Below are 22,567 nucleotides of genomic sequence, written 5' to 3'. Positions count from 1 at the left end.
GGATTCTTAGTGAGTAATCGAGTTCTTTTCACGGCCCTGGCCGTTCTGGCCCTGGCCGGTTGCGCCAGCGATCCGGCACCCAATGAACAAATGCGTTTGACCGAGCAGGCGCTCGAGCAGGCCAAGGCCGTCGGCGCCACCGCCGACGAAGTGCCGGAAATGAAACTGGCAGAAGACAAGTTCAACCGGGCCAAGGGCAGCATGGCCGGCGAATCCTTCAAGAACGCGCGGATGCGTGCCGAACAGGCCGAGCTGGATGCACGCCTGGCCGAAGCCAAGGTGCTGACCCAGAAGAGCGAAGAGCAGCTGAGCGTGCTCAACACCCGCATCGTCCGCCTGCGCAAGCAACTGGGGGATGCCCAATGAAGCTGACTTCAAAAGCCTTCGGCACTCTGATCCTCGTGGGTTGCGCCAGCCTTTACGGTTGCGCCGGGCAACACAGCGAAACCGCCTTGCAGGAAGCCAGCGCTGACTTCCAGAAGGTCAAGGAAGATTCCAATGTGCTGCGTATCGCGCCGAAAGACGTGATCCGTGCCGGTGAATCCCTGGCCCGTGCCGATCGCCTGTCCACTTATTGGGGCAGTGGCTCGGACGTGGCGCATTACTCCTATCTGAGCCAGCGCTACAGCCAGATCGCCCGCGAGCACACCAACCTGGTGCTCAACGAAGAGCGTGCGGCGAAGCTGGAACTGGAGCGCCAGCGTCTGCAACTGGCGCTGCGCGAGTCCAAACTGTTGAGCGTGCAGCAGCAGGGCAAATGGCTGGAAGAGCAGATTGTCGCACTGGCCACCACCCAGACAGACCGTGGCCTGGTGATGACCCTGGGTGACGTGCTGTTCGACACCGGCGAGGCCGAGCTGAAGAATTCGGCCAATCGCGTGGTCCTGAAGATCGTGCAGTTCCTGCAGCTCAATCCGAAGCGCGTGGTGCGCATCGAGGGCTATACCGACAGCACTGGCGGCAAGCAGGAAAACCTCAAGCTGTCTCGTGATCGTGCGCAGTCGGTAGCTGATGTGTTGACCGACCTGGGCATCGACGAAAAACGCATTCAGGTCGAAGGTTACGGCGACGAATATCCGGTGGACGCCAACGCTTCCGAGCGCGGGCGTGCGCAGAACCGTCGGGTGGAAATCGTGTTCTCCGACGAAAAAGGCCAGCTCGGCGCCGCCCGCTGAGGGTGGCGTTACTGGAAAGCCCGGGCTGCCATGCAGCGCCGGGCTTTTTTACGTCTGTCGATTACCTCACAAAGCAGTACAGATTTATCCGACACTGGACTGTATGGTTGACTAATATGGCAACTGTCCCAGTACACTTCAGAACTGTTCCGGTATTGTTCACACAAAAATAAAACGCCCGTGATATCGAGTGCTGCGTCATGACCAATCTCTTGCTCTACCAACGTATTGCTCAACAGCTGGCCGAAGACATCCGCCGTGGCGTCTATCAACCGGGCGAGCGCGTGCCTTCGGTGCGCAAGATGAGTTCGCAGCTCAATGTCAGCCATGCCACGGTATTGCAGGCATACGCCAACCTCGAGGATCAGGGGCTGATCCGTGCACGGCCGCAATCCGGTTACTACGTACACCAGACGCCGGCCCTGACCGCACCAACGCCGGACATTGCCCGGGTCGAACGACCTGGCCTGGTCACCCGCGCCAGCATTATTCAGCAAGTATTGGTCGAGTCGCGCCGCGAAGGCGTATTCCCGCTGGGTGCAGCCGTACCGAGCGTCGATTACTTGCCGGTGCGCGCGCTGCATCAGCAATTGGCCAAGGTCACCCGATTCCATAGCCCGCGCGCTTTCAGCTACATGTTCAGTCCGGGCTTCGAACCGTTGCGCCGACAAGTGGCGATCCGCATGCGCGACGCCGGTGTGGTGGTCGATCCTTCGGAAGTGGTGATCACCCACGGTTGTGTCGATGCCTTGCAGATGTCGCTGCGCGTGCTGACCCGTCCGGGCGATCTGATCGCCGCCGAATCGCCAACCTATTACGGACTGCTGCAACTGGCCGACCTGCTGGGCCTGAAAGTCATTGAAATCCCCAGCGACCCGGCCACCGGCATGAGCCTCGAAGCCCTGCAACTGGCGGCCAACCAGTGGTCGATCAAAGCCCTGGTGCTGACGACCCGGCTGAGCAATCCGCTGGGTGGCACCATGCCCGAAGAGCGGCAAAAACAATTGCTGCGTCTGGCATCGGACTTCGATATCCAGATCGTCGAAGACGACATCTATGGCGAACTGATGTTCGAGCAAGGCCGCACCAAGGCCCTCAAGGCCTACGACCGGCTGGATCGGGTGATTTACTGTTCGAGTTTCTCCAAGACCTTGTCGCCGGGTGTGCGCGTGGGCTGGATGATCGCCGGCAAGTATCAGCAGGAAATCCAGCGTCTGCAGACCTTCACCACGCATTCGGCTTGCAGCGTCACGCAAATGGCGATCGCCGCCTATCTGGAAAATGGCGGTTATGACCGGCATTTACGGTACATCCGCCAGGAATACCGAAAAAACCTCAGCGCGTTCCAGTTGGCGGTGCAGCAGTACTTCCCTGAAGGCACGCAGATGACCCGGCCTACGGGCGGTTTCATCCTGTGGGTGAGCCTGCCGGGGCGGGTCAATACACAGGAATTGCATGTCCGCGCGTTACAACAGGGCATCAGCATCGCGCCCGGGTTGATCTTCAGTAATACCGAGCAGTTCAACCACTGTATCCGTCTGAATTGCGGCACGCCGTGGAATCGCGAGGCGGAACGGGCGTTGATGACTTTGGGTTTGCTGGCGACTCAACTGTGTCAGGAAACGGCCGGCGGTTTCTGAACAGACTGTGTCGCACGCTTGTCATGCGGCGTTCAACAGGCGAGCATATGGCCCTCTGCCGTTAGCGTTGTAGGTTCCATGAAAGCGATTTTTCCTGCTGCCTGGGTTTTGCTTGGTCTGTTGATGATCGGTCACGCGCCAGCTGTCATGGCCGCTGCCGTTTCGGAAAAACCGACAGCAGCCTCCACGGTGAAAAAACCGGTGGCCAGCAAGAAAGCCGTTCCTGCGAAAGACAAGCAACAGAAGAAAGCCGCCCCGGCAAAGAAACGTGCGCCGGTCGCCTCAAAGTCGAAATCGGCCCGTGAAGTGGCCAAGACGCCGCTTCCCCCGGCCAAGCTCGACTTGAGCCTGCCCAGAGACATGGTTCAGCAGCTGAAACCGGTTGGAAGCGTGCCATTGCCCAAGCGCGAAGCGATCCTGCCGCAAATGTTCGGGGAGAAAGACAGTGGCTTCCAGCTCAACGGTCGTCTGCTGAGCAACGAAATGCAGTTGCAGCTGCGTAACGAAGAACGCCGTGAAGTCGAAGGTGCGGCGCTGGATTTCGAATTCAAGCAGTAAATTCAATCGATCCGTGACCCGCAGACCAGACGCTTTGTCGGAGACTGGTCAGTCACTTTCGTTTCTGCGTAAAAACCCCGGTTCAGGGAATTTAAAACAGCCGTTTTAGCGGTTACCCTGTTCCGCGTCCCTTTAACACATTGCCCGTCGCGAGGAACTCGTCGTCATGAAATGCCGTGAAGGCTGTGGCGCCTGTTGCATTGCCCCCTCCATCAGCTCGCCGATTCCAGGCATGCCCGATGGCAAACCTGCCGGCGAACGTTGCGTTCAGCTCTCGGTCGAAAACCTGTGCAGCATTTTCGGCCGACCGGAACGCCCGGCGGTCTGTTCAGGGTTCAGCGCCGATGTCGAAGTCTGCGGAAGCAGTCAGGAAGAGGCGATCAGACTGCTCGGCTGGTGGGAGCAGATGACGGCGGCGTGATGTGTCAAACGTACGGAACTTCAACAATAAGGAATAAGACTATGGGTTCGCTGCATCGTATCGCTGTGTTGTGTGGTTTGACTGCCGTGCTGGCCACTTCGGCCGCCCAGGCTGAAGACTGGAAAGTGGCCAAGAACGAAGACGGCATCAAGGTTTCCCTGAGCGAAGTGCCGGGTTCGGACTACAAGTCGTATCAGGGCGTGACCTTGATGAAGACGACCGTCGCCAAACTGCGCGCACTGCAGGAAGACGTCTCCGGTGCCTGTGCCTGGATTCACGAGTGCAAGACCCAGAAACTGCTCAAGCACGAAGGCGACCAGAGCTGGACCTACACCCAGTTCAACACGCCATGGCCGGTAACCCCGCGCGACTCGATCCTGCACGTCACCACCGTTGAAGGCGCCGATGGCAGCCTGACCCGCAATCTGGAAGGCGTGCCGAAGTACCTGCCGGAAGAAAAAGGCTTTGTGCGTGTCGCTCAGGTCAAAGGCTTCTGGAAATTCGTGCCAAAAGGCGATCAGGTTGAAGTGACTTATCAGGTCCACACCGAGCCAGGCGGCAGCGTGCCATCGATGATCGCCAACAAGTTTGTGGTCGACGCACCGTTCAATACCCTGAAAGCCCTGAAAGAACGCGCCGAGAAGTAAGCATCGCGTGCTCTGCAAACGCCCCGAAGAACTCGGGGCGTTTTGTTTTGTAGCGATATTGTGTTTCCGAATATGCGTTGCACGAAATTTTCACAAACGCTTCAAGACAATTCGCCCGCGCAATTTGAATCTGTCCGGGTATGCCGTGCCTTTAATGAAAGAGTCCGGCAGCAGGGCAGTAATCAATGGCAATGCCGCCGGTGATCGTGCAACATTTGCGCACCGCGCAAGCCCCGGGGCCTGGAATGGCCAACAGAGGGCAGGGCGCAGCTGTATTTTTGCAACTTCAACTTCCAATGGGTCCTAAAACGACATGGCAAACCCGGACGCCCTGAATCAGCAGCGATCTTCCAGTCGCCTGCTGCAACCGACCGTCAAATCGCATCTGGCCTACACGCTCTTGTGCGCGCTGGTCATGATGGTGATGTTTTCCGTGCTGCGCCTCGCGCTGCTGGTCTACAACCGCGAGATGATCCTCGACACCCCGGCTTCGACCTTCCTCGAAGCCTTCGCCAACGGCCTGCGTTTCGACCTGCGCCTGGTGGTCTACCTCTGCGTTCCGATGGTTCTGGCGCTGTTCAGTGCCCGGGCCATGGCCGCGCGCGGGTTCTTCCGCCTGTGGCTGACTGTGACCTCCAGCATCGCGCTGTTCCTTGGCCTGATGGAGATGGACTTCTACCGTGAGTTCCACCAGCGCCTCAACGGCCTGGTGTTCCAGTACGTGAAGGAAGACCCGAAAACCGTGATGAGCATGCTCTGGTACGGTTTCCCGGTGGTGCGCTACCTGCTGGCCTGGGCCGTGGGCACGGTGATCCTGACCCTGGCGTTCAAGGGCGCCGACCGTCTGACCCGTCCGCGTGGCCCGTTCAGCGGCGGCAACGTCGGCACCCGTCAGGTGGCGCCATGGTATGCGCGTCTGGCGGTGTTCGTGGTGTGCCTGCTGATCTGTGTGGTCGCCGTGCGCGGCACCCTGCGTCAGGGCCCGCCACTGCGCTGGGGTGACGTGTACACCACCGAATCGAACTTCGCCAACCAGCTCGGCCTCAATGGCACCCTGTCGCTGATCGCGGCAGCCAAGGACCGCATGGGCGAAGACCGCAACAACATCTGGAAAGCCACGCTGCCGCAGGATCAGGCGCAGAAGGTCGTGCGCGACATGCTGGTGATGCCGGATGACAAACTGGTGGATGCCGACATCGCCGCCGTGCGTCGTGACTACACGCCGCCAGCGGACAAGACCCTGCCGATCAAGAACGTCGTCGTGATCCTGATGGAAAGCATGGCCGGTCACTCGGTGGGCGCCCTGGGCGCGCCGGGCAACATCACACCGTACCTCGACAAACTGTCGAAGGAAGGCCTGCTGTTCGACCGCTTCTTCTCCAACGGTACCCACACCCACCAGGGTATGTTCGCCACCATGGCGTGCTTCCCGAACCTGCCGGGTTTCGAATACCTGATGCAGACCCCGGAAGGCAGCCACAAACTGTCCGGCCTGCCGCAGCTGCTCAGCGCGCGCAAGTATGACGACGTCTACGTCTACAACGGTGACTTTGCCTGGGACAACCAGTCCGGTTTCTTCAGCAACCAGGGCATGACCAACTTCGTTGGCCGTAATGACTTCGTCAATCCGGTGTTCTCCGACCCGACCTGGGGCGTGTCCGACCAGGACATGTTCGACCGCGGTCTGGTGGAGCTGAAGGCACGGGAAAACGGCAAGCCGTTCTACGCGCTGCTGCAAACCCTGTCCAACCACACGCCGTACGCCTTGCCGACGCCATTGCCGGTCGAGCGCGTGACCGACCGTGGCACGCTCAACGAGCACCTGACCGCCATGCGTTACGCAGACTGGGCACTGGGCCAGTTCTTCGAGAAGGCCCGCAAGGAGCCTTACTTCAAGGAAACCCTGTTCGTCATCGTCGGCGACCACGGTTTCGGCAACGAGCGTCAGATCACCGAAATGGACCTGGGCCGCTTCAACGTACCGATGCTGATGATCGCACCGGGCATCCAGGAAAAATTCGGCACCCGTGACCACACCGTGGGTACGCAGATCGACATCGTGCCGACCATCATGGGTCGTCTGGGTGGGGAAGTGCGTCATCAGTGCTGGGGTCGTGACCTGCTCAACCTGCCGGCAGGCGACACCGGTTTCGGTGTGATCAAGCCATCGGGCAGCGAGCAGACCACTGCCATCGTGACCGCTGACCAGATCCTGGTACTGCCGAAAGAGAAGGAAATGGCGCCGAAGATCTACCAGTACCAACTGGGCGCGAATCCTTCGGCTGAAATCATTCCGGATGCGCCGCGTACTGCCGAGCTGAAACTCAAGCTCGAAGCGTTCCTGCAGACGGCTACCAAGAGCCTGCTCGACAACACCGCCGGTGTGATTAACGGCAAGCCGGACTGATCATTCCGCGCAATAAAAAAGAGGCCCTTTTCAGGGCCTCTTTTTTTTTCGGTCAAAACGTCATATGCGGCCGAGCAACAGCAGCACCAACAGTACAACCAGCACTACGCCGATAATGCCCGAAGGACCGTAACCCCAACTTCTGGAGTGCGGGAAGACCGGCAGACCACCGATCAGCAACAGGATCAGGATAATGATAAGAATTGTGCCCATGTCGATTTCCTTGTTGATAGTGTCTGAAGAGTCTCGTTGTTCAAGGGCGGCTGGAAGTTGAACTAAATCCAGACGGCTTACAAATTCCGACTGGCGCGCGTGAAAGAAAATTCAATGTTTTTTTAACGTATTTGGTTCACGGTCTTATTTCGTTCGATGCCACGGTTTGCTCTTGCCATTCAGCAATCTGATGGAGCGTGGGTCGCTCTGGATCCTTCGCTACACTCCGCGCATCTTCCCCGGAACAACAAGGCTGTCTGTTATGCAAAATCGCATGATGATCACTGGCGCGGGCTCCGGCCTGGGTCGCGAAATCGCGCTGCGCTGGGCGCGTGAAGGCTGGCAACTGGCCTTGTCGGATGTCAGTGAGCCGGGTCTGCAGGAAACCCTCAAACTGGTGCGCGAGGCCGGTGGCGATGGCTTTATCCAGCGCTGCGACGTGCGCGATTACAGCCAGCTCACCGCATTCGCCCAGGCCTGCGAAGTGAAGTTCGGTGGTATCGATATCATCGTCAACAACGCCGGTGTGGCGTCGGGCGGATTCTTCAGCGAACTGTCGCTGGAAGACTGGGACTGGCAGATCGCGATCAACCTGATGGGCGTGGTCAAGGGCTGCAAGGCGTTCCTGCCGCTGCTGGAACAGAGCAAGGGCAAGATCATCAACATCGCTTCGATGGCGGCACTGATGCAAGGCCCGGCGATGAGCAACTACAACGTGGCCAAGGCTGGCGTGGTGGCGTTGTCCGAAAGCCTGCTGATCGAACTGGCCCAGCAGGAAGTCGGTGTCCATGTGGTTTGCCCGTCGTTCTTCCAGACCAATCTGCTGGACTCGTTCCGTGGCCCGACACCGGCCATGAAAGCCCAAGTCGGCAAGTTGCTGGAAAGTTCACCGATCACCGCCGCCGATATCGCCGACTACATCTACCAGCAGGTCGCCGCCGGCGAGTTCATGATCCTGCCCCACGAACAGGGCCGCATGGCCTGGGCGATCAAGCAGAAGAACCCGCAGCTGCTGTACAACGAAATGACCGCGATGGCCGAAAAGATGCGCGCCAAGGCCAGACAGAACAACGGCTGAACTTGCGCAGCTAAAGCCCCGTCGTTAGGGTGACCGCCACAGTCACCCTGACGAGTCATTTGCATGCTCAACTACTTGTGGTTTTTCCTCGCCGCGCTGTTTGAAATCGCCGGCTGTTTCGCTTTCTGGATGTGGTTGCGCCAGGGCAAGAGCGCCTTGTGGGTGATCCCGGCGCTGCTCAGCCTGACCCTGTTTGCGCTGCTGTTGACGCGTGTTGAAGCGACCTACGCCGGTCGCGCCTATGCCGCTTACGGCGGGATCTACATCATTGCCTCGATTGGCTGGCTGGCCGTGGTCGAGCGCATCCGTCCGCTGGGCTCGGACTGGATCGGTGTCGCCTTGTGCGTGATCGGGGCCAGCGTGATTCTGTTCGGGCCACGGTTTTCGGCGACTTGAAACACCGGTTTGACGGAAACGTCTGAAGGCTGATGCGCCATGGCGTGTAGGGTTTGACTGATTTGCCCGCAGCGCATTGTAGGGCGCTCGAAAGCCGCGCATCTTCAAGGCTCGAAAACCTTGAAGGACAACCCCCATGCTTGTACTCAGCCGTGTTGTCGGTGAACTGATTTCCATCGGCGACAACATCACTTTGCGCGTTCTGGCAGTCAACGGCTCCAGCGTGCGATTCGGCGTCGAGGCGCCAAAGCAGGTCAACGTGCATCGTGCCGAAGTCTACGAGCGGATCCAGCGCAAGCAGGTCAACGGTAAGGGCCGCTGACCGTTTCAGTCGAACAGGTGCTTGGGCACGTCGTGCTTGAGCATCAACTGGCATTGCTCGCTTTCCGGATCGAAGACGATCAGCGCCTGGCCTTTGATCAGGGCCTGGCGAACCCGCAACACGCGGGTTTCCAGCGGGGTGTCGTCACCGTTGTCGGTGCCGTCGCGGGTGACGAAATCCTCGATCAGGCGGGTCAGGGTGTCGACTTCGAGCGCGTCGTAGGGAATCAGCATGGGCACCTCGGCTAAATCAATGTCGGGATGCTACGGCGAATGATCGCCGAGGGCCAGACTCAACTGTCCGAGCGTTGCCCCACCAGGCTGTCCACCGACGGCACCCGGGTGTCGCTTTCCATTTGTGTCTCGTGCTCGATCTGGTGACTGAAGCGATCCAGTGAGGCGTTGGCCGGTTGCGCATCGCTGGCGAACACCGGCGGGCTCAGGATGTACGCCCCCAGCAGGCGACTGAGTGCCGCCAGACTGTCGATGTGCGTGCGTTCGTAGCCGTGGGTCGCGTCGCAACCAAAGGCGAGCAGGGCGGTGCGAATGTCGTGGCCGGCGGTGACCGCCGAATGGGCATCGCTGAAGTAATAGCGGAACAGGTCGCGACGCACCGGCAACTCGTTTTCGCCAGCCAACCGCAACAGATGCCGCGACAAGTGATAGTCGTAGGGCCCGCCGGAATCCTGCATCGCCACGCTCACCGCGTGCTCGCTGGAATGCTGGCCGGGCGCAACCGGCGCGATGTCGATCCCGACAAACTCGCTGACATCCCACGGCAAGGCCGCCGCCGCGCCGCTACCGGTTTCCTCGGTGATGGTGAACAGCGGATGGCAATCGATCATCAACTCCTGACCGCTGTCGACGATGGCTTTCAACGCTGCGAGCAGCGCGGCGACCCCGGCCTTGTCGTCCAGATGTCGGGCGCTGATGTGGCCGCTTTCGGTGAATTCCGGCAGCGGATCGAACGCCACCACATCCCCCACGCAGATACCCAGCGAATCGCAATCGGCGCGGGTCGCGCAGTAGGCGTCCAGGCGCAGTTCGACGTGATCCCAGCTGATCGGCATCTCGTCCACGGCGGTGTTGAAGGCGTGCCCGGACGCCATCAGCGGCAACACGCTGCCACGGATCACGCCGTTGTCGGTAAACAGGCTGACGCGGCTGCCCTCGGCAAAACGGCTCGACCAGCAACCGACCGGCGCCAGGGTAAGACGGCCGTTGTCCTTCACTGCACGGACGGCGGCACCGATGGTGTCCAGGTGCGCCGAGACCGCACGGTCGGGGCTGTTTTTCTTGCCCTTGAGGGTGGCGCGGATCGTGCCGCGTCGGGTCATCTCAAAGGGAATACCGAGTTCTTCCAGCCGCTCGGCGACGTAACGCACGATGGTGTCGGTGAATCCGGTGGGGCTGGGAATGGCGAGCATTTCCAGCAGGACTTTTTGCAGGTAGTTTAGATCCGGTTCGGGAATGTTCGTTGTCATGGAAACTCCTGATGAGTTGGGCGCATCGATGGTTTCGATGAGGGAAGTTTGTGGTGTCTGGTCAGGCCTCTTCGCGAGCAAGCTCGCTCCCACATAAGCAGCGGTACCCTGTGGGAGCGAGCGTGCTCGCGAAGGCGTCAATACAGACACCGGGTAATCAAGAGACTGCCGGCTGACTGTGCGGAAACAACAGATCGACAAACCGCTCGGCCGTCGGCTGCGGCTCATGGTTGGCCAGGCCGGCCCGTTCGTTGGCTTCGATGAACACGTACTCCGGCTGATCGGCGGCGGGCACCATCAGGTCGAGCCCGACCATCGGAATGTCCAGCGCTCGCGCTGCGCGCACGGCGGCATCGACCAGGGTCGGATGCAGAATCGCTGTGACGTCTTCCAGGGTGCCACCGGTGTGCAGGTTCGCCGTGCGCCGCACAAACAGATGCTCGCCGGCCGGCAGGATGCTGCTGTAGTCGTAACCGGCAGCGTGCAGGGTGCGCTGGGTTTCATGATCCAGCGGGATTTTGCTTTCGCCGCCGGTGGCCGCTTGCCGGCGTCGGCTCTGGGCTTCGATCAGGGCGCCGATGGAGTGATGACCGTCACCCACCACCTCGGCAGGCCGGCGGATCGCGGCTGCGACGACGTCGAAACCGATCACCAGAATCCGCAGGTCGAGGCCTTCATGGAAACTTTCGAGCAGCACGCGGCTGTCAAACTGTTTCGCCGAATCGATCGCTTGCTGCACCTCTTCGATGCTTCGCAGGTCAACGGCCACGCCCTGACCTTGCTCGCCATCCAGCGGCTTGACCACCACCCGCTGATGCTCGTCGAGAAACGCCAGATTGTCGTCCGCGTTCGCCGCCAGTTGCTGTGACGGCACATTCAACCCGGCGTTTTTCAGCACCTTGTGGGTCAGGCTTTTGTCCTGGCACAGATTCATGCTGATGGCGCTGGTGAGATCGCTCAGGGATTCGCGGCAACGCACCCGACGCCCGCCATGGCTGAGGGTGAACAGCCCGGCATCGGCATCGTCCACCTGCACATCGATGCCACGTCGATGGGCTTCCTCGACGATGATCCGCGCATAGGGATTGAAATCGGCCTCTGGTCCGGGACCGAGAAACAGCGGCTGATTGATGCCGTTCTTGCGCTTGATGGCGAAGGTCGAAAGGTTACGAAAACCGAGTTTGGCGTAGAGGTTTTTCGCCTGACGGTTATCGTGTAGCACCGACAGGTCGAGGTAGCTCAAACCGCGACTCATGAAGTGTTCGATCAGATGCCGCACCAGCACTTCACCGACCCCGGGACGCGAACACTGCGGATCCACCGCCAGGCACCACAGGCTGCTGCCGTTTTCCGGGTCGTTGTAAGCCTTCTGATGATTGAGGCCCATGACGCTGCCGATCACCGAGCCGCTGTCCTCGTCCTCGGCCAGCCAGTACACCGGGCCGCCCTGATGGTGCGGGGTGAGCAGGGTGGCGTCGATCGGCAGCATGCCGCGCGCCTGATACAGCTGATTGATCGACTGCCAGTCCTCTTCGCTTTGTGCGCGGCGGATGCGGAAGCCGCGAAACACCCGGGTGGCCTGGCGGTAATCGCTGAACCACAGGCGCAAGGTGTCGGAGGGGTCGAGAAACAGTTGAGTCGGTTCCAGACCGAGAATCTGCTGCGGCGCGGCCACGTACAACGCGATATCGCGCTCGCCCGGCTGCTCGTTGAGCAATTCCTGGGCGAGGCTGGCCGGGTCGGGGAATGTGTGGCCGATCAGCAACCGGCCCCAGCCGCAATGCACGGCAATCGGCTCGGCACTCGGTTGGTTGCCATCCTCGGCCAGACGCGCCTGCAAACGTTCGTAGGACGGTGTCTGACCGCGCAGCAGCCGTTGGCTGTAAGCCGTGGCGTGAGGTTTCATCGATCAGATTCCTTGTTCGCTGAGCCACAGGTTCAGCGCCGCCAGTTGCCACAGCTTGGAGCCGCGCAACGGGGTCAACTGGCCTTGTGGATCGGTCAGCAATTTGTCGAGCATGGCGGGGTTGAACAGGCCGCGATCCTGGCTCGGATCCAGCAGCAGTTCGCGTACCCAGTTCAGGGTGTCGCCTTGCAGATGCTTGAGGCCGGGCACCGGGAAGTAGCCTTTCTTGCGATCGATCACCTCGCTCGGAATGACCAGCCGTGCGGCTTCTTTCAAGACCTGCTTGCCGCCGTCAGGCAGTTTGAATTTGCCGGGAACACGGGCAGACAATTCCACCAGGCGATAGTCGAGAAACGGCGTGCGCGCCTCCAGACCCCAGGCCATGGTCATGTTGTCGACGCGTTTGACCGGGTCGTCCACCAGCATCACCGTGCTGTCTAGGCGCAGGGCCTTGTCGACCGCCGCATCGGCGCCGGGCTGTGCGAAATGTTCCTTCACGAAGTCGCCGGCGGCGTCATTGGCCGTCAGCCATTTCGGCTGCACCGTGGCGGCATAATCGTCGTAGCTGCGGTCGAAAAACGCTTCGCGATACGCCGCGTAGGGATCGGCCGCGCCATCGACTTGCGGATACCAGTGATAACCGGCGAACAATTCGTCGGCACCCTGGCCGCTTTGCACCACTTTGCAATGCTTGGCCACTTCCCGGGACAGCAGGTAGAAGGCGATGCAGTCGTGGCTGACCATCGGCTCGCTCATGGCGCGGAACGCGGCAGGCAGTTGCTCGATGATCTCTTTTTCGTCGATGCGCAGTTGATGGTGCCGGGTGCCGTAGTGTTTGGCGATCAGGTCGGAGTACTGGAACTCGTCTCCGCGTTCGCCGCCGGCATCCTGGAAGCCGATGGAAAAGGTCGACAGGTTCTCCACGCCGACTTCACGCAGCAGGCCAACGAGCATGCTCGAATCGACACCACCGGAAAGCAGTACGCCGACATCCACCGCCGCCCGCTGACGGATCGCCACGGCTTCGCGGGTGCTGTCGAGTACGCGGTCGCGCCAGTCTTCGAGAGTCAGGTTTTTCTCGTCGTCGTGTGGGCCGTAGGGCAGGGTCCACCAGGTTTTCTGCTCGGTGGTGCCGTCCGCTTCAATGCGCATCCAGCTCGCTGGCGGCAGTTTTTCGATGCCGGCCAGCAAGGTGCGCGGTGCAGGTACCACGGCGTGGAAATTCAGGTAATGGTTGAGCGCCACCGGATCGAGGATCGGGTTGATGTCACCACCCTTGAGCAGCGCCGGCAGGGCCGAGGCAAAACGCAGGCGCTGGCCGGTGCGCGACAGGTACAGCGGTTTCACGCCGAGACGATCCCGGGCGATGAACAGGCGCTGGGCATCTCGCTCCCAGATGGCGAAGGCAAACATGCCGTTGAGTTTCGGCAGGAGCGCCTCGCCCCAGGCGTGATAGCCCTTGAGCAGCACTTCGGTGTCGCCGCCCGAGTAGAACGCATAACCGAGCGCCTCGAGTTCGGCACGCAGTTCCGGGAAGTTGTAGATCGCGCCATTGAAGGCCAGGGACAGGCCCAGTTGACTGTCGATCATCGGCTGCGCCGAGCCGTCCGACAGGTCCATGATTTTCAGGCGTCGATGGCCCAGGGCAATCGGCCCTTGGGCATGAAAACCCCACGCATCCGGGCCGCGAGGCGCCAGGTGATGGGTGATTCGCTCGATGGCTGCAAGGTCTGCAGGTTGTTGATCAAAACGTAACTCGCCAGCTAATCCGCACATGTACCGTAAACCCTTTGTATTTCGGCGCTCATGTAGCTACTGGTGATTTTCCCGTACCGTTTTTGTACCACTTTCCAATCGATCCAGCTTCTCAAGCTCCGCCCAGTCGTTCGGCGAGTTGATCCACTTGGCATAGGTGGAAAGCAATATCTGAACGCTGTGTCCAAGCTGTGCGGCAATGAACGCTGGATTCATCCCCGACATCAAACACATCGTTGCGTACGTGTGGCGCGTGTCATACATCCTGCGATGCCGAATACCTAACTTTCGCAGCGCGCTCAACCAGTAGCGTTTTGGGCCAGTCTCGGATCGGATATACAACTCTGATTTATCTCCCGATCCTTCTGGCGCGAACACATAATCCGAACGCGCCGCTGTGAGTGGCCTGGCTTTTTCGAGCGCCTTGATTGCGCGATCGTTCAATAAAACTTCGCGGGATCTCTTCGTCTTAGTTCGCTCCTGGATCTTTCCATAGATGCGAATGCGGCAAACTTTGGCAGTCTTCTTGCGCATGTCGATCTCTTCCCAGCGCAGTGCCATTGCCTCTCCCGGACGCATGCCGGTGTAGAACGAGAACTCGAAAAAGATCGCGTAAATCTGTTGTAGGCCGCTCGTCAGTTCGTACAGCTTTTCGATGATCAGGTCAGCCTCGTCGCGTGAGAACGGATCGAGGTCGCGTTTTGTCACGCGAGTGGGCGGGATCGAACTGGCCGGATTGCGGTGAATCAGCTCGTCACGCACGGCCTGGGTGAAGATGGTGGTCATCAGCCTGATTGCATCCTTGCGCCGAACGGCCGAGGTCCACTCGATGTCGTTGACGACCTTTCGCAAGAGCACAGGTGTGATCTTGTCCATTGGCTTGGCTGCGAGGTAGGGAACCCAGTAATTTTGCAGTGTTGACCGGTAGTTTTTGCGCGTGCTTTCCACGATCTGGAGGCTGTCGAGCCAGTCCTGGGCATAGTCGAAGAAGATCGGCATGGTCTGAACTTCGGCGCTACGAGTGCCCGGGAACAGCTCGGCGTACTTTTGCGGGGTGAGTGCGCCGAGCTTGTCCAGTTGCTTTACCTGAGAACGAAGGTTTGCCGCTGCGGCGATTCCTTTCGCGGTCTGAGGGAAGGGGAGCGTTTCACAGCACCGCTTCTTGTTCCAGGAGAAACGAATTCGGATTGATGGACCGACAAACTCAACCCCTGTTGGCAAGTCCACAGACTTTCGATCCATTCGTCGTATCTCCGTTTGCTGTACATGATCCGGCCGTCGATCTTCGACCAGACGCCTTGCGGGATGATCTTCCGCTCTCTCTTGCGCTGCAGCGCCTTCGCTGTGGTGCCCACCAGTTCCGCCATCCGCTTCTCGGTCACTTTGTCGTGACCTTCCTCTTCGGGCAATTTTTCAGCAGCCCCCATCAGTCACCTCCTACGTGTCGCGACACGTTTTCTTGATTTGCGTTTTGTGTCGCGTCACGCCCATGCGTCACGCGAGCTGGAAATGCCACGCCTTCCCACTTGCCGGCCATCCCACGGATGTGATGCCGATCAACGTGCGGGCGATGTGGCTTACTTGCGAACAGGCTGGCGCAGGCGGCGAACCGCTCGACATCGCCTTCCGCGTCGACCAGCACCTGGTGCTCCGTCGAGTTGACCTTGATCCAACCGTCTTTCGTTTTCCCGTGATCGCTGGTGCGGCTCAGGATGAATCGACGGCCGCTGTTCTTGGCGCCTACCGATGACTCGTTCAGGTAGTACGCGATCGAGCCTTCGCGCACTCGTAGGATTGTCTTAGCCATGGACCTGACCTCCTGCAATTGCTGCCAGCTCGGCCACCAGCGCATCGGTGCGCCCGTAGAACTTCCCGGCATCTTCGTTCACGAAACGCTCGATCACGCTGGCAACTGCCGCCTCATTGGCCAGACCTCGCAGATCTGTGTCGGCCAGCGGCGCGTCGGTCGACGGCGCATGAACAAAGGCACCGGCCTTGATCGGCAGGGTGCGCACCGGGCGGACGGCCTTTTCCTTGCTCGTCCAGTTCGTATCCGGCGTGCACCAGGGCAGCATGTGAAGGCACCAGGCGCTGCCGGCGGATGGCTTTTGTGTGCTGGACCAGTATTCGCGCAACGCGAAGGCCTGGGCAGGCCCGCCAGCTCCATCGACCGGCCAGTGTTTCCCCCACGGTTCCAGCTGCAGCAGATTGGCGCGCATAAGCTGCAACTCCTCGATCGCCGGAATGTGCCACCCCCGGTGACCACGGATCGCCATTGTCAGCACCTTCTGTGCGATCGCACTTCCGGCCTCGGCCATCGCCAGGGTGTTGGCCAGCCCGTCGTGGTAGGACTTGCTGCCGCGCACATTCAGGCGCGGGCCTGCCCGGTCCCACCATTGCGCGGGCTGTTCGAACTCGCGGCCGGCGTCGATGAGTGCGTGCTCCACGCCACCGAAGAACGGGCGCCCAGCGAAGAAGCCGCCGGCGAACGGCTGACCGATGGCCGGTAATTCATTTTGATGAATCCTCTTCTGATTCATCACTGAGAACCTCGCAGCGAGACATACTTCGCAGAAACAAGCCTTAACCAAACAGTCAAAAATTTAATGTGTATCATTTTTGAGAATTTATTGACTGATGATAAATACGGCGGTACACCAAATACCGACGAAACATGCATGCTCTTCGATGGAAAAGGAGGCGATTTGAAATGAAACGCGGTTCTGCTTACTGGATGTGGGCCGACTGCCGTTTGCCCACCGTGGATCATCACGAAGTCACATCCAACGGCATCATCATTGATGTGCAGGCCAGGCTGTCGAAAATAGGAATTCCACAGCTGTTTATTGGCGTTTACAACTCGGCATGCTCGCCGATTTTCGAAGAAGCATATTTGGATGGAGTTTCCGATACCGTCACGACTACGCTTCATTGGGGTATTTATCAGGCCCGACAGATTGCCGCTGGATTCGGAGAAAAAGGGCGCTCTATCAGTCATCGGTAGAAATCTCCGAAGAAACAACTGCTCGCAGATTCAGTTTGATACCACAGGCGCCGGCCAGCTTCGACAGCTCGCTTACGGTGGTGCTGGGCTCTTGCAGGGCTTGGCCGAAGCGGACGAGGCGGGCGCCAAGACTGGCGAACTCATTTCCAGCCGTCTGGGTGATCGTCGATCCATTCGTAATGATGGTGCTCATAGCTGGAACCTCTCGAGCTGCGGTAGCGGGGTGGCCACCAACGAGGTGATTTCATGCGCCGAACCGGCTGGAGATGCCCGGCCCGCGTCACTTGACGGGGTGGACTGCTGTTGGAGCGAGCCATCGGGCAAACAGCTGATTCCGCCCTGAGGGGTGATCCAGCAAGTCACCTGGCGCTTGCTGTCGTGTTGAACGTCGATCAGCACCTGCTCGCCGGCGGAGGCATGCCCAGCGATCAGCAGCAGGGCGGTGATGATCATCAGGCGCATGGGGCGTCCTCCATCACTTCGAGGCGCATTGCGTCATCGATGCACTTGTCCAGTTCAGCGCCGGTGGAGTAAGAGTCGCCAGCCATCACCAGAATGTTGGTGTCATGGTCTTGGATGATCTGCCGATCACGCAGCCACTCATAGCGCCGGGCGTTGGCCGCCATCCGCACGCGGTCGTCGATAAGCATCGTGTCGGTAACTGCCGACGCTAAAGCGACAGAATTTGCCAAGGAGTCGAGCAACAACTGCTGACGCTTCTGGCCGTCTGTGTACTGTCGAACCGCCTGAACAAACACCGCGTTCATGCTCCGGTCGCTGTCATTGGCAATTGCCTCGATCTCGGCGCGCAGGCCGTCAGGCAGGCGTGCGACAAACTTGTCGGCCGTCCTTGAATCAAATTGTTTGGTGCTCATGCGGATCTCCAGGCCGAGCGAATCCCGGCCGCGTTGTTGGCTTTCGCGAAAATCGTTCCAGGGGTGGGTCAGGCCTCGCTGATCACCGAACTGCGCCCGCGCACAGGCACACGCCGCTAATCACGCGATGAAGACGCCGTCGTGGGAATCCCGCTCGTGATGTTGATGAGGTGCCGGAGTCATGTTTCCGGTAAAGGCTATTAAGCCCAGTCGAAACGCTTCAGCAACCAAAGCGGCGCGGCGGGTTACGCCAAGTTTCGTTGTAAGAGAAAGCAAGCGCTTCTTCACGCTGTCTTCGCTCATTCCGAGAGCTTGTGCAGCCTCTTTGCCGGTAGAGCCACCAGCAACCTCCAGCAGGCACTCAAGCTCTCGCTGAGCTGCGCCGCGACCTAGGAAGCCGGTCAGGCCGTGGGCTGTGATAGTGGTTGCTGCGTTCATGCTGGTAGCTCCATGCGGGATGCGATGGAGTGAAAGTACAGTCTGAAATTTGTAATTGCAAATAATATTTGTAATTTTGTTGATGAAAAAGGCCGCGAAAGCGACCTTCAATCACTGGTTAGGCAAACATTCCCCACCAAAAAACATGCCCCAGGATAGTTACCTGCTCATCCTGCAGTTGCTGGAATGTATAGTCTTCATCGGGATAGTCGTCTCGATTGTAACTGCGCAAACGCAGACCTGTTGGCAGACGGAAAACCTGTTTTACTCGAAGCTGCCCATTGTGGCTGATCGCGTACATTTCCCCATCTACAACGTCTGTAAGCCTGTTTTTCCCGACGTTTACCCCAACGGTAGATCCGTCCCGCAATACTGGAAGCATGCTGCTCCCGCTAACGGATACGCATTTGGCATCGGAAAACTGTACGCCATTTGCACGAAGATCCTGCTTTGAAAAGCGAAGTTTGGAAGTCGGCCCCTCTTCTATCGCGAATCTGCCTGAGCCGGCAGAGAGCTCTACTTCTCGGAGAAGAGGAACATAAATCTCGTCGTCATCGAGGGGAGTGGTTTCATCCCAAATGCGCATGTCCTGGAGCAATGATCCTTCGGATGGCTGGGGCTCGTCGTCGCTTAAAATCCGGAGAAGCTCCGAAACAGATTTGCCACTCATCATTCCGCTCGCTTGCAGCAGAGTGTGGCCACGAACTCCTAGCACCTGTGCGATCGCTTGGAATTTGGCAGCGCGCGGTACCGCACGCCCTGATTCCCAGGCTTGTACGGATTGCGGAGTTACGCCGAGGCGGCGCGCCAGCTCCGACTGATTAAGGCCCGCACGCTCGCGTGCCTCAGTGATGATTTGTGCAATGGTGGGTGTGCTCATGTCCATAGCTTACAAGCGTCCTTTTGTAGGCGGCATTGCAAATATCGTTTGTAAATGGCAAATGTCGACTGTAACCTCGGCGGCAATGTCATAAATCCGTTGGGATTTCATATGAGTATCGAAGCAATGGCCAGTGCCGTACGGGCACTGGGGAGTCAGACGAACTTGGCGAAAAAGCTGGGCTGCACCCCACAGAACGTTCAGCGCATGTGCGCAACTGGCCATGTTCCTGGGAAGCACGTTCTTCGCATTGAGGCCGAGTCTGGAATTTCACGCTCGCAGCTCCGGCCAGATCTCTATCCAGAGCAGTCGCCGACCTTGAGCGCAAATGTACTGCACCTCTCGACCGAACGTCAGTCCGCTGATGGTGCTGGTATTCCATACAGTGGTCAGCAGGTCGCCCCATGAGCCCCCGAGAGACTTCCCAGTTTTTGCTGTCCGGCTGACTTTTCTCCGGGCAACAAAAAGCCCGCTTCGCAGGCGGGCTTCTTAACCAGACCCTTCGCAGGGGTCTTCGTACTACTTCGTCTGTTGGAGGACGATTTCATGCACCCAAAAAATAGCACCAACCCCATCGTATCGCAAGAGCTGCTAACAGCCCTTGTGGGTTTTTACAACACGCCGATCGATAACCGGGGCATTCAAATGCTCAGCGTCGCGCCTGGTGTAAACGCCGAGGATGCACTCCAAACCGCGAAGGTCCTGTCGTCTGGCTTGGGACAGATCTGCCAACACATGCACGACAGCCTGAACATGGGCGAGATGGCGTATTGCGACGGCATGGCGGCTCTGGGGTTTCTGGCGGAGACGGTCAGCGCGCTGGTCTGGTCTGTTCAGAAAGGCGCGGAAACAGGGGGGATTTCACAATGAATGCTCCAATGTGGAAACACCTGATTGTTGATGTTGAGCGCGAATTCCCGGCTTGCTCAACCAAGGGCGTGAAGCTCACGCCCGATCAGGTTGAGCATCTCAACTCGATTGAAAACACCAACGACAATTTCCAGATCAGCACCCTTCATGGCGTCGCGGCCATCGGTGAGCTGATCGCCCACGCTGCGAACCACAACGAACTCACCGACGATCTCGCAATGAGCGCGGGCTGGTTGATCAACTCGCTGGCGCTCCTGTCGATGTCCATGGCCGACGCTGGCGCCGCCGCTGCTTACAAGCTGGCGAACATCCCGCATCAGGGAGCAGCCAAATGAACAATCCACTTCCAACCATGCAAGAAGCGGCTCAAGAGGCTGAGTTTCAACTGCTCGCGGCCAAGGATCTGCTCGAATGGCAATGCGCGCTGGCCAGCGCAATCCACCTCGATCATCTGCACAACTGTGGAAAGTCTGCGGGCGCCCTGGCCGAGCTGGCGAAATACTTCAGCGACACCGGATTCGGAGGCGTGTACAGCGCCATCGACCAGTTCAAGCAGTTGGGCGAGTCGGAACCTGCGCCACAAAATGCGCAATACGAGAACGTGGCGCGGATTCCGGAAGGCCCTGACACCACTCTGGCCGAACGGCTTTTGCTGGCGCGCGAATCCACACCACTCAGTCAGGCAGATCTCGCCCGTTTGATCGGTGCCCAGCAGACGTCAATCAGCCAGATCGAAAGCGGCAAGACCAAGCGCACTTCTTACCTCGCCGAGATCGCCCGAGCCTGCAAGGTCGACATCAATTGGTTGGCCTTTGGGTCGGGGGGCGCGCAATGACCATTACCAAATTCCAAGGCGGCGATGCCGTCATCACGATGACCAGTCTGGAGCTGGTCGACTTCATCAACAGCCATCGCCAGGGGCAGGCTGAGGTGGCTGGTCAGGCATTCCCCTCGGAAGGGTTTGCAAAGGTAGAGCACGCCGACCTCCTCAAGAAGGTGCCTAGGGTTCTTGGCGAACATGCCGGAAATTTTTCCTGCATGTTCGATGTGATCGTGGGCAACGGCGCTACGCGGAAATCTCCCGGCTACCGCTTCCCAAAGCGCGAGTCGTGCCTGATGGCCATGTCCTACAGCTACGACCTGCAGGCCGCAGTGTTCGATTACATGACCGAGCTGGAACAGAAGCTGACCAACCACCAGGCCAGTGTAATGGCTGCTCTCAGCGATCCGGCCGTACTGCAAAGCTTGTTGCTGGAGAACGTCAGCAAAGTCGTGGCTCTCACGGCTGACAACAAGGAGCTGTCCAGCGAAAACCTGCTGCTCGAGCAAAAGGTTGTTGCCGACGCGCCCAAGGTTGAGTTCCACGACCAGGTCGTTGTGTCTCATGGCGTTCACTACGTTCGCGAGGTGGCGCAGGCCATCGGTACTGGCCAGAACCGTCTGTTCGAGTTCCTCAAACAGAAGCGCTGGGTTGACCGCTACAACCAGCCGTACCAGGCCAAGATCGAGGCCGGCTATCTCGTTGCTTCCGCTCACTCCTATAGGGACGAAGAGACGGGGGAGCGCAAAACCAAATTTACCTGCCGTGTAACTGGAAAGGGCTTCGCCAAGATCCAGGAGCTTTGGGCAAAACGCGACCATGATCTGCTGGAGGATCGGACGTGAACACAATCAACCTCGAAGTAGCGCAGAAAATCGGCAAAATTGCCCGCAAAGACCTCTCTCAGCGCGACATGATGATTCTTATGCGACGGGTCATCCGGAACAGCCTAAGGCATCGCGCCCAGATCCATGACGAGCGTCGTATTTTTCGCCGAGAGGCCGGGAAGCTCAAACCATACCTTCCTTTCGCGCAAGGCCAGATGGACATGCTGATGCAGAAGTCCAAAAGCCACCGCGACGAAGAGCTCAAAGTCATCAAGCAGGGGCTCGTAGGGTTTGGCTACAACCTGATCAAGGATACCGAGGGCGCTTTTGAAGCCATCGGCTTTGTCGGGCTGTGCGACTTGCTCAGCATCAATCCTGTTCACAGGGAGGCGGCGAGCAAGGAGGAGCAAAGCCTGGCAGGCTTGATCTATGTCGCTCGCCTAGAGAACAGCGTCAGCCCGAAGTTTGAGGCATGGGGCGAAGGTGGCCCGCTGTTCGAGGCCTGCTTCCTGGCCATGGTCGATTGGATCAAGACAGCGCCAGAAGGGGATCTGCCTGATTTGTTCGGCGCCGACTCTCCGTTTGCTGGCGCCCAGGTCGTTCAGGCCAAGCAGGAGACGCTGCAATGAATCGACTCCCGCAAACCACAACCGCCGAGAAAGGTCCGGTATCGGTGATCGCCGGCCCGTGGCCGAGCTACAGCCAATTCAAGGGACTGCCAGAGCGTGATCGCTGGGTCATGTACTCAAGCGCCAAGGCCTACCGTCAGGCGCTTGAGGATCAAGGGCTGGTAATGAGCGAGACCTACGACGCCTTCATTCGCCGCGTCTGCGCCGAGCTGGAGATCTGACC

At 59.2% G+C, this 22,567-nt stretch carries 31 protein-coding genes; 18 read left to right on the top strand and 13 right to left on the bottom strand.

Going from position 1 to position 22,567, the window contains the following annotated elements; all coding sequences use genetic code 11:
* Positions 1-9: 9 nt before the first annotated feature.
* From CAG02_RS18980 to CAG02_RS18950, 7 genes are all read left to right on the top strand, one after another.
* Positions 10-366: a DUF4398 domain-containing protein gene (locus CAG02_RS18980; protein ID WP_085710902.1), complete on the top strand. Its 357-nt coding sequence runs from the start codon at positions 10-12 to the stop codon at positions 364-366.
* Entirely contained in the window at positions 363-1,175 is an 813-nt protein-coding gene (locus tag CAG02_RS18975; RefSeq protein ID WP_085710901.1) for an OmpA family protein, read from the top strand. The genes CAG02_RS18980 and CAG02_RS18975 overlap by 4 nt, the downstream gene beginning before the upstream one ends.
* Positions 1,176-1,375: 200 nt before the next feature.
* Complete coding sequence (locus CAG02_RS18970) at positions 1,376-2,815, top strand: PLP-dependent aminotransferase family protein (protein WP_003226969.1); 1,440 nt, start codon at positions 1,376-1,378, stop codon at positions 2,813-2,815.
* Between the two features lie 78 nt (positions 2,816-2,893).
* A complete protein-coding gene (locus CAG02_RS18965) occupies positions 2,894-3,373 on the top strand; it encodes a translation initiation factor 2 (RefSeq protein WP_085710900.1) in 480 nt (159 codons plus the stop codon).
* Between the two features lie 166 nt (positions 3,374-3,539).
* The gene (locus CAG02_RS18960) at positions 3,540-3,794 is read left to right on the top strand and encodes a YkgJ family cysteine cluster protein (RefSeq protein WP_085710899.1); all 255 of its coding nucleotides are present in this window, start codon (positions 3,540-3,542) and stop codon (positions 3,792-3,794) included.
* Positions 3,795-3,835: 41 nt separating this feature from the next.
* Complete coding sequence (locus tag CAG02_RS18955; protein WP_085710898.1) at positions 3,836-4,441, top strand: START domain-containing protein; 606 nt, start codon at positions 3,836-3,838, stop codon at positions 4,439-4,441.
* A 313-nt stretch (positions 4,442-4,754) separates the two neighbouring features.
* Positions 4,755-6,848: an LTA synthase family protein gene (locus CAG02_RS18950; RefSeq protein ID WP_085710897.1), complete on the top strand. Its 2,094-nt coding sequence runs from the start codon at positions 4,755-4,757 to the stop codon at positions 6,846-6,848.
* A gap of 60 nt (positions 6,849-6,908) precedes the next feature.
* Here CAG02_RS18950 and CAG02_RS18945 read toward each other — a convergent pair whose 3' ends face one another.
* Positions 6,909-7,067 carry a DUF3309 family protein gene (locus CAG02_RS18945; RefSeq protein ID WP_169432680.1) on the bottom strand — a complete coding sequence of 53 codons (159 nt, stop codon included), beginning with the start codon at positions 7,065-7,067 and terminating at the stop codon, positions 6,909-6,911.
* Between the two features lie 256 nt (positions 7,068-7,323).
* Here CAG02_RS18945 and CAG02_RS18940 point away from each other — a divergent pair, with 256 nt between their 5' ends.
* From CAG02_RS18940 to csrA, 3 genes are all read left to right on the top strand, one after another.
* Positions 7,324-8,139 (top strand): SDR family oxidoreductase, encoded by an 816-nt coding sequence (locus CAG02_RS18940; RefSeq protein WP_085710896.1) that lies wholly within the window; start codon positions 7,324-7,326, stop codon positions 8,137-8,139.
* 63 nt (positions 8,140-8,202) lie between these two features.
* On the top strand, positions 8,203-8,535 hold the full coding sequence (locus tag CAG02_RS18935; protein WP_085710895.1) for a YnfA family protein: 333 nt from the start codon (positions 8,203-8,205) through the stop codon (positions 8,533-8,535).
* A gap of 136 nt (positions 8,536-8,671) precedes the next feature.
* Complete coding sequence (gene csrA / locus CAG02_RS18930) at positions 8,672-8,857, top strand: carbon storage regulator CsrA (protein WP_085710894.1); 186 nt, start codon at positions 8,672-8,674, stop codon at positions 8,855-8,857.
* Positions 8,858-8,862: 5 nt separating this feature from the next.
* On the opposite strand, the gene CAG02_RS18925 is transcribed toward csrA, so the two are convergent.
* The 7 genes from CAG02_RS18925 to CAG02_RS18895 all read right to left on the bottom strand — a co-directional run bounded on the left by CAG02_RS18925 (position 8,863) and on the right by CAG02_RS18895 (position 16,541).
* On the bottom strand, positions 8,863-9,090 hold the full coding sequence (locus CAG02_RS18925; protein ID WP_085710893.1) for a YheU family protein: 228 nt from the start codon (positions 9,088-9,090) through the stop codon (positions 8,863-8,865).
* Positions 9,091-9,149: 59 nt separating this feature from the next.
* Positions 9,150-10,340, bottom strand: a complete 1,191-nt coding sequence (locus tag CAG02_RS18920) for an osmoprotectant NAGGN system M42 family peptidase (protein WP_085710892.1) — start codon at positions 10,338-10,340, stop codon at positions 9,150-9,152.
* A 157-nt stretch (positions 10,341-10,497) separates the two neighbouring features.
* The gene (gene ngg, locus CAG02_RS18915) at positions 10,498-12,246 is read right to left on the bottom strand and encodes an N-acetylglutaminylglutamine synthetase (RefSeq protein ID WP_085710891.1); all 1,749 of its coding nucleotides are present in this window, start codon (positions 12,244-12,246) and stop codon (positions 10,498-10,500) included.
* Positions 12,247-12,249: 3 nt separating this feature from the next.
* The gene (locus tag CAG02_RS18910) at positions 12,250-14,022 is read right to left on the bottom strand and encodes an N-acetylglutaminylglutamine amidotransferase (protein WP_085710890.1); all 1,773 of its coding nucleotides are present in this window, start codon (positions 14,020-14,022) and stop codon (positions 12,250-12,252) included.
* 36 nt (positions 14,023-14,058) lie between these two features.
* The gene (locus tag CAG02_RS18905; RefSeq protein ID WP_085710889.1) at positions 14,059-15,243 is read right to left on the bottom strand and encodes a site-specific integrase; all 1,185 of its coding nucleotides are present in this window, start codon (positions 15,241-15,243) and stop codon (positions 14,059-14,061) included.
* 184 nt (positions 15,244-15,427) lie between these two features.
* Positions 15,428-15,808 (bottom strand): hypothetical protein, encoded by a 381-nt coding sequence (locus CAG02_RS18900; protein ID WP_139831884.1) that lies wholly within the window; start codon positions 15,806-15,808, stop codon positions 15,428-15,430.
* Positions 15,801-16,541 (bottom strand): DUF1566 domain-containing protein, encoded by a 741-nt coding sequence (locus CAG02_RS18895; protein ID WP_085710887.1) that lies wholly within the window; start codon positions 16,539-16,541, stop codon positions 15,801-15,803. The genes CAG02_RS18900 and CAG02_RS18895 overlap by 8 nt, the downstream gene beginning before the upstream one ends.
* Before the next feature lie 170 nt (positions 16,542-16,711).
* Between CAG02_RS18895 and CAG02_RS18890 the strand changes: the two genes are divergently transcribed.
* Positions 16,712-17,005: a hypothetical protein gene (locus CAG02_RS18890; RefSeq protein ID WP_085710886.1), complete on the top strand. Its 294-nt coding sequence runs from the start codon at positions 16,712-16,714 to the stop codon at positions 17,003-17,005.
* On the opposite strand, the gene CAG02_RS18885 is transcribed toward CAG02_RS18890, so the two are convergent.
* From CAG02_RS18885 to CAG02_RS18865, 5 genes are all read right to left on the bottom strand, one after another.
* Entirely contained in the window at positions 16,992-17,198 is a 207-nt protein-coding gene (locus CAG02_RS18885) for a hypothetical protein (protein WP_139831882.1), read from the bottom strand. The genes CAG02_RS18890 and CAG02_RS18885 overlap by 14 nt on opposite strands.
* Positions 17,195-17,467 (bottom strand): hypothetical protein, encoded by a 273-nt coding sequence (locus CAG02_RS18880; RefSeq protein ID WP_085710885.1) that lies wholly within the window; start codon positions 17,465-17,467, stop codon positions 17,195-17,197. The genes CAG02_RS18885 and CAG02_RS18880 overlap by 4 nt, the downstream gene beginning before the upstream one ends.
* The gene (locus tag CAG02_RS30275; protein WP_085710884.1) at positions 17,458-17,880 is read right to left on the bottom strand and encodes an Arc family DNA-binding protein; all 423 of its coding nucleotides are present in this window, start codon (positions 17,878-17,880) and stop codon (positions 17,458-17,460) included. The genes CAG02_RS18880 and CAG02_RS30275 overlap by 10 nt, the downstream gene beginning before the upstream one ends.
* Positions 17,881-18,000: 120 nt before the next feature.
* Entirely contained in the window at positions 18,001-18,318 is a 318-nt protein-coding gene (locus CAG02_RS18870; protein ID WP_085710883.1) for a helix-turn-helix transcriptional regulator, read from the bottom strand.
* Positions 18,319-18,436: 118 nt separating this feature from the next.
* Positions 18,437-19,204 (bottom strand): XRE family transcriptional regulator, encoded by a 768-nt coding sequence (locus CAG02_RS18865; protein WP_085710882.1) that lies wholly within the window; start codon positions 19,202-19,204, stop codon positions 18,437-18,439.
* A gap of 48 nt (positions 19,205-19,252) precedes the next feature.
* Here CAG02_RS18865 and CAG02_RS18860 point away from each other — a divergent pair, with 48 nt between their 5' ends.
* The 7 genes from CAG02_RS18860 to CAG02_RS18830 all read left to right on the top strand — a co-directional run bounded on the left by CAG02_RS18860 (position 19,253) and on the right by CAG02_RS18830 (position 22,565).
* The gene (locus CAG02_RS18860) at positions 19,253-19,606 is read left to right on the top strand and encodes a transcriptional regulator (RefSeq protein WP_371856508.1); all 354 of its coding nucleotides are present in this window, start codon (positions 19,253-19,255) and stop codon (positions 19,604-19,606) included.
* A 138-nt stretch (positions 19,607-19,744) separates the two neighbouring features.
* Positions 19,745-20,068, top strand: coding sequence for a hypothetical protein (locus CAG02_RS18855; RefSeq protein ID WP_085710880.1), 324 nt, complete (start codon positions 19,745-19,747; stop codon positions 20,066-20,068).
* A gap of 8 nt (positions 20,069-20,076) precedes the next feature.
* On the top strand, positions 20,077-20,403 hold the full coding sequence (locus tag CAG02_RS18850; RefSeq protein WP_085710879.1) for a hypothetical protein: 327 nt from the start codon (positions 20,077-20,079) through the stop codon (positions 20,401-20,403).
* Positions 20,400-20,903, top strand: a complete 504-nt coding sequence (locus CAG02_RS18845) for a helix-turn-helix transcriptional regulator (RefSeq protein WP_085710878.1) — start codon at positions 20,400-20,402, stop codon at positions 20,901-20,903. The genes CAG02_RS18850 and CAG02_RS18845 overlap by 4 nt, the downstream gene beginning before the upstream one ends.
* Entirely contained in the window at positions 20,900-21,733 is an 834-nt protein-coding gene (locus CAG02_RS18840; RefSeq protein WP_085710877.1) for a phage antirepressor KilAC domain-containing protein, read from the top strand. The genes CAG02_RS18845 and CAG02_RS18840 overlap by 4 nt, the downstream gene beginning before the upstream one ends.
* Positions 21,730-22,344, top strand: a complete 615-nt coding sequence (locus CAG02_RS18835) for a hypothetical protein (RefSeq protein WP_085710876.1) — start codon at positions 21,730-21,732, stop codon at positions 22,342-22,344. Before CAG02_RS18840 ends, CAG02_RS18835 begins: the two co-directional genes overlap by 4 nt.
* The gene (locus CAG02_RS18830) at positions 22,341-22,565 is read left to right on the top strand and encodes a hypothetical protein (protein ID WP_085710875.1); all 225 of its coding nucleotides are present in this window, start codon (positions 22,341-22,343) and stop codon (positions 22,563-22,565) included. Before CAG02_RS18835 ends, CAG02_RS18830 begins: the two co-directional genes overlap by 4 nt.
* Positions 22,566-22,567: the final 2 nt, after the last annotated feature.

It is taken from the genome of Pseudomonas sp. R43(2017) (assembly GCF_002112345.1).
Classification (GTDB): domain Bacteria; phylum Pseudomonadota; class Gammaproteobacteria; order Pseudomonadales; family Pseudomonadaceae; genus Aquipseudomonas; species Aquipseudomonas kribbensis.
Note: the sequence above shows the minus strand (reverse complement) of the source record. Positions and strands in the feature narration are given on the sequence as shown.

Excerpts from the sequence above, each read along its gene's own strand:
- CAG02_RS18975 (WP_085710901.1), top strand. The coding sequence starts at position 363 with ATGAAGCTGACTTCAAAAGCCTTCGGCACTCTGATCCTCGTGGGTTGC.
- CAG02_RS18970 (WP_003226969.1), top strand. The coding sequence starts at position 1,376 with ATGACCAATCTCTTGCTCTACCAACGTATTGCTCAACAGCTGGCCGAA.
- CAG02_RS18965 (WP_085710900.1), top strand. The coding sequence starts at position 2,894 with ATGAAAGCGATTTTTCCTGCTGCCTGGGTTTTGCTTGGTCTGTTGATG.
- CAG02_RS18960 (WP_085710899.1), top strand. The coding sequence starts at position 3,540 with ATGAAATGCCGTGAAGGCTGTGGCGCCTGTTGCATTGCCCCCTCCATC.
- CAG02_RS18955 (WP_085710898.1), top strand. The coding sequence starts at position 3,836 with ATGGGTTCGCTGCATCGTATCGCTGTGTTGTGTGGTTTGACTGCCGTG.
- CAG02_RS18950 (WP_085710897.1), top strand. The coding sequence starts at position 4,755 with ATGGCAAACCCGGACGCCCTGAATCAGCAGCGATCTTCCAGTCGCCTG.
- CAG02_RS18940 (WP_085710896.1), top strand. The coding sequence starts at position 7,324 with ATGCAAAATCGCATGATGATCACTGGCGCGGGCTCCGGCCTGGGTCGC.
- CAG02_RS18935 (WP_085710895.1), top strand. The coding sequence starts at position 8,203 with ATGCTCAACTACTTGTGGTTTTTCCTCGCCGCGCTGTTTGAAATCGCC.
- csrA (WP_085710894.1), top strand. The coding sequence starts at position 8,672 with ATGCTTGTACTCAGCCGTGTTGTCGGTGAACTGATTTCCATCGGCGAC.
- CAG02_RS18925 (WP_085710893.1), bottom strand. The coding sequence starts at position 9,090 with ATGCTGATTCCCTACGACGCGCTCGAAGTCGACACCCTGACCCGCCTG.
- CAG02_RS18920 (WP_085710892.1), bottom strand. The coding sequence starts at position 10,340 with ATGACAACGAACATTCCCGAACCGGATCTAAACTACCTGCAAAAAGTC.
- ngg (WP_085710891.1), bottom strand. The coding sequence starts at position 12,246 with ATGAAACCTCACGCCACGGCTTACAGCCAACGGCTGCTGCGCGGTCAG.
- CAG02_RS18910 (WP_085710890.1), bottom strand. The coding sequence starts at position 14,022 with ATGTGCGGATTAGCTGGCGAGTTACGTTTTGATCAACAACCTGCAGAC.
- CAG02_RS18905 (WP_085710889.1), bottom strand. The coding sequence starts at position 15,243 with ATGGATCGAAAGTCTGTGGACTTGCCAACAGGGGTTGAGTTTGTCGGT.
- CAG02_RS18900 (WP_139831884.1), bottom strand. The coding sequence starts at position 15,808 with ATGGCTAAGACAATCCTACGAGTGCGCGAAGGCTCGATCGCGTACTAC.
- CAG02_RS18895 (WP_085710887.1), bottom strand. The coding sequence starts at position 16,541 with ATGAATCAGAAGAGGATTCATCAAAATGAATTACCGGCCATCGGTCAG.
- CAG02_RS18890 (WP_085710886.1), top strand. The coding sequence starts at position 16,712 with ATGAAACGCGGTTCTGCTTACTGGATGTGGGCCGACTGCCGTTTGCCC.
- CAG02_RS18885 (WP_139831882.1), bottom strand. The coding sequence starts at position 17,198 with ATGAGCACCATCATTACGAATGGATCGACGATCACCCAGACGGCTGGA.
- CAG02_RS18880 (WP_085710885.1), bottom strand. The coding sequence starts at position 17,467 with ATGCGCCTGATGATCATCACCGCCCTGCTGCTGATCGCTGGGCATGCC.
- CAG02_RS30275 (WP_085710884.1), bottom strand. The coding sequence starts at position 17,880 with ATGAGCACCAAACAATTTGATTCAAGGACGGCCGACAAGTTTGTCGCA.
- CAG02_RS18870 (WP_085710883.1), bottom strand. The coding sequence starts at position 18,318 with ATGAACGCAGCAACCACTATCACAGCCCACGGCCTGACCGGCTTCCTA.
- CAG02_RS18865 (WP_085710882.1), bottom strand. The coding sequence starts at position 19,204 with ATGGACATGAGCACACCCACCATTGCACAAATCATCACTGAGGCACGC.
- CAG02_RS18860 (WP_371856508.1), top strand. The coding sequence starts at position 19,253 with ATGGCAAATGTCGACTGTAACCTCGGCGGCAATGTCATAAATCCGTTG.
- CAG02_RS18855 (WP_085710880.1), top strand. The coding sequence starts at position 19,745 with ATGCACCCAAAAAATAGCACCAACCCCATCGTATCGCAAGAGCTGCTA.
- CAG02_RS18850 (WP_085710879.1), top strand. The coding sequence starts at position 20,077 with ATGTGGAAACACCTGATTGTTGATGTTGAGCGCGAATTCCCGGCTTGC.
- CAG02_RS18845 (WP_085710878.1), top strand. The coding sequence starts at position 20,400 with ATGAACAATCCACTTCCAACCATGCAAGAAGCGGCTCAAGAGGCTGAG.
- CAG02_RS18840 (WP_085710877.1), top strand. The coding sequence starts at position 20,900 with ATGACCATTACCAAATTCCAAGGCGGCGATGCCGTCATCACGATGACC.
- CAG02_RS18830 (WP_085710875.1), top strand. The coding sequence starts at position 22,341 with ATGAATCGACTCCCGCAAACCACAACCGCCGAGAAAGGTCCGGTATCG.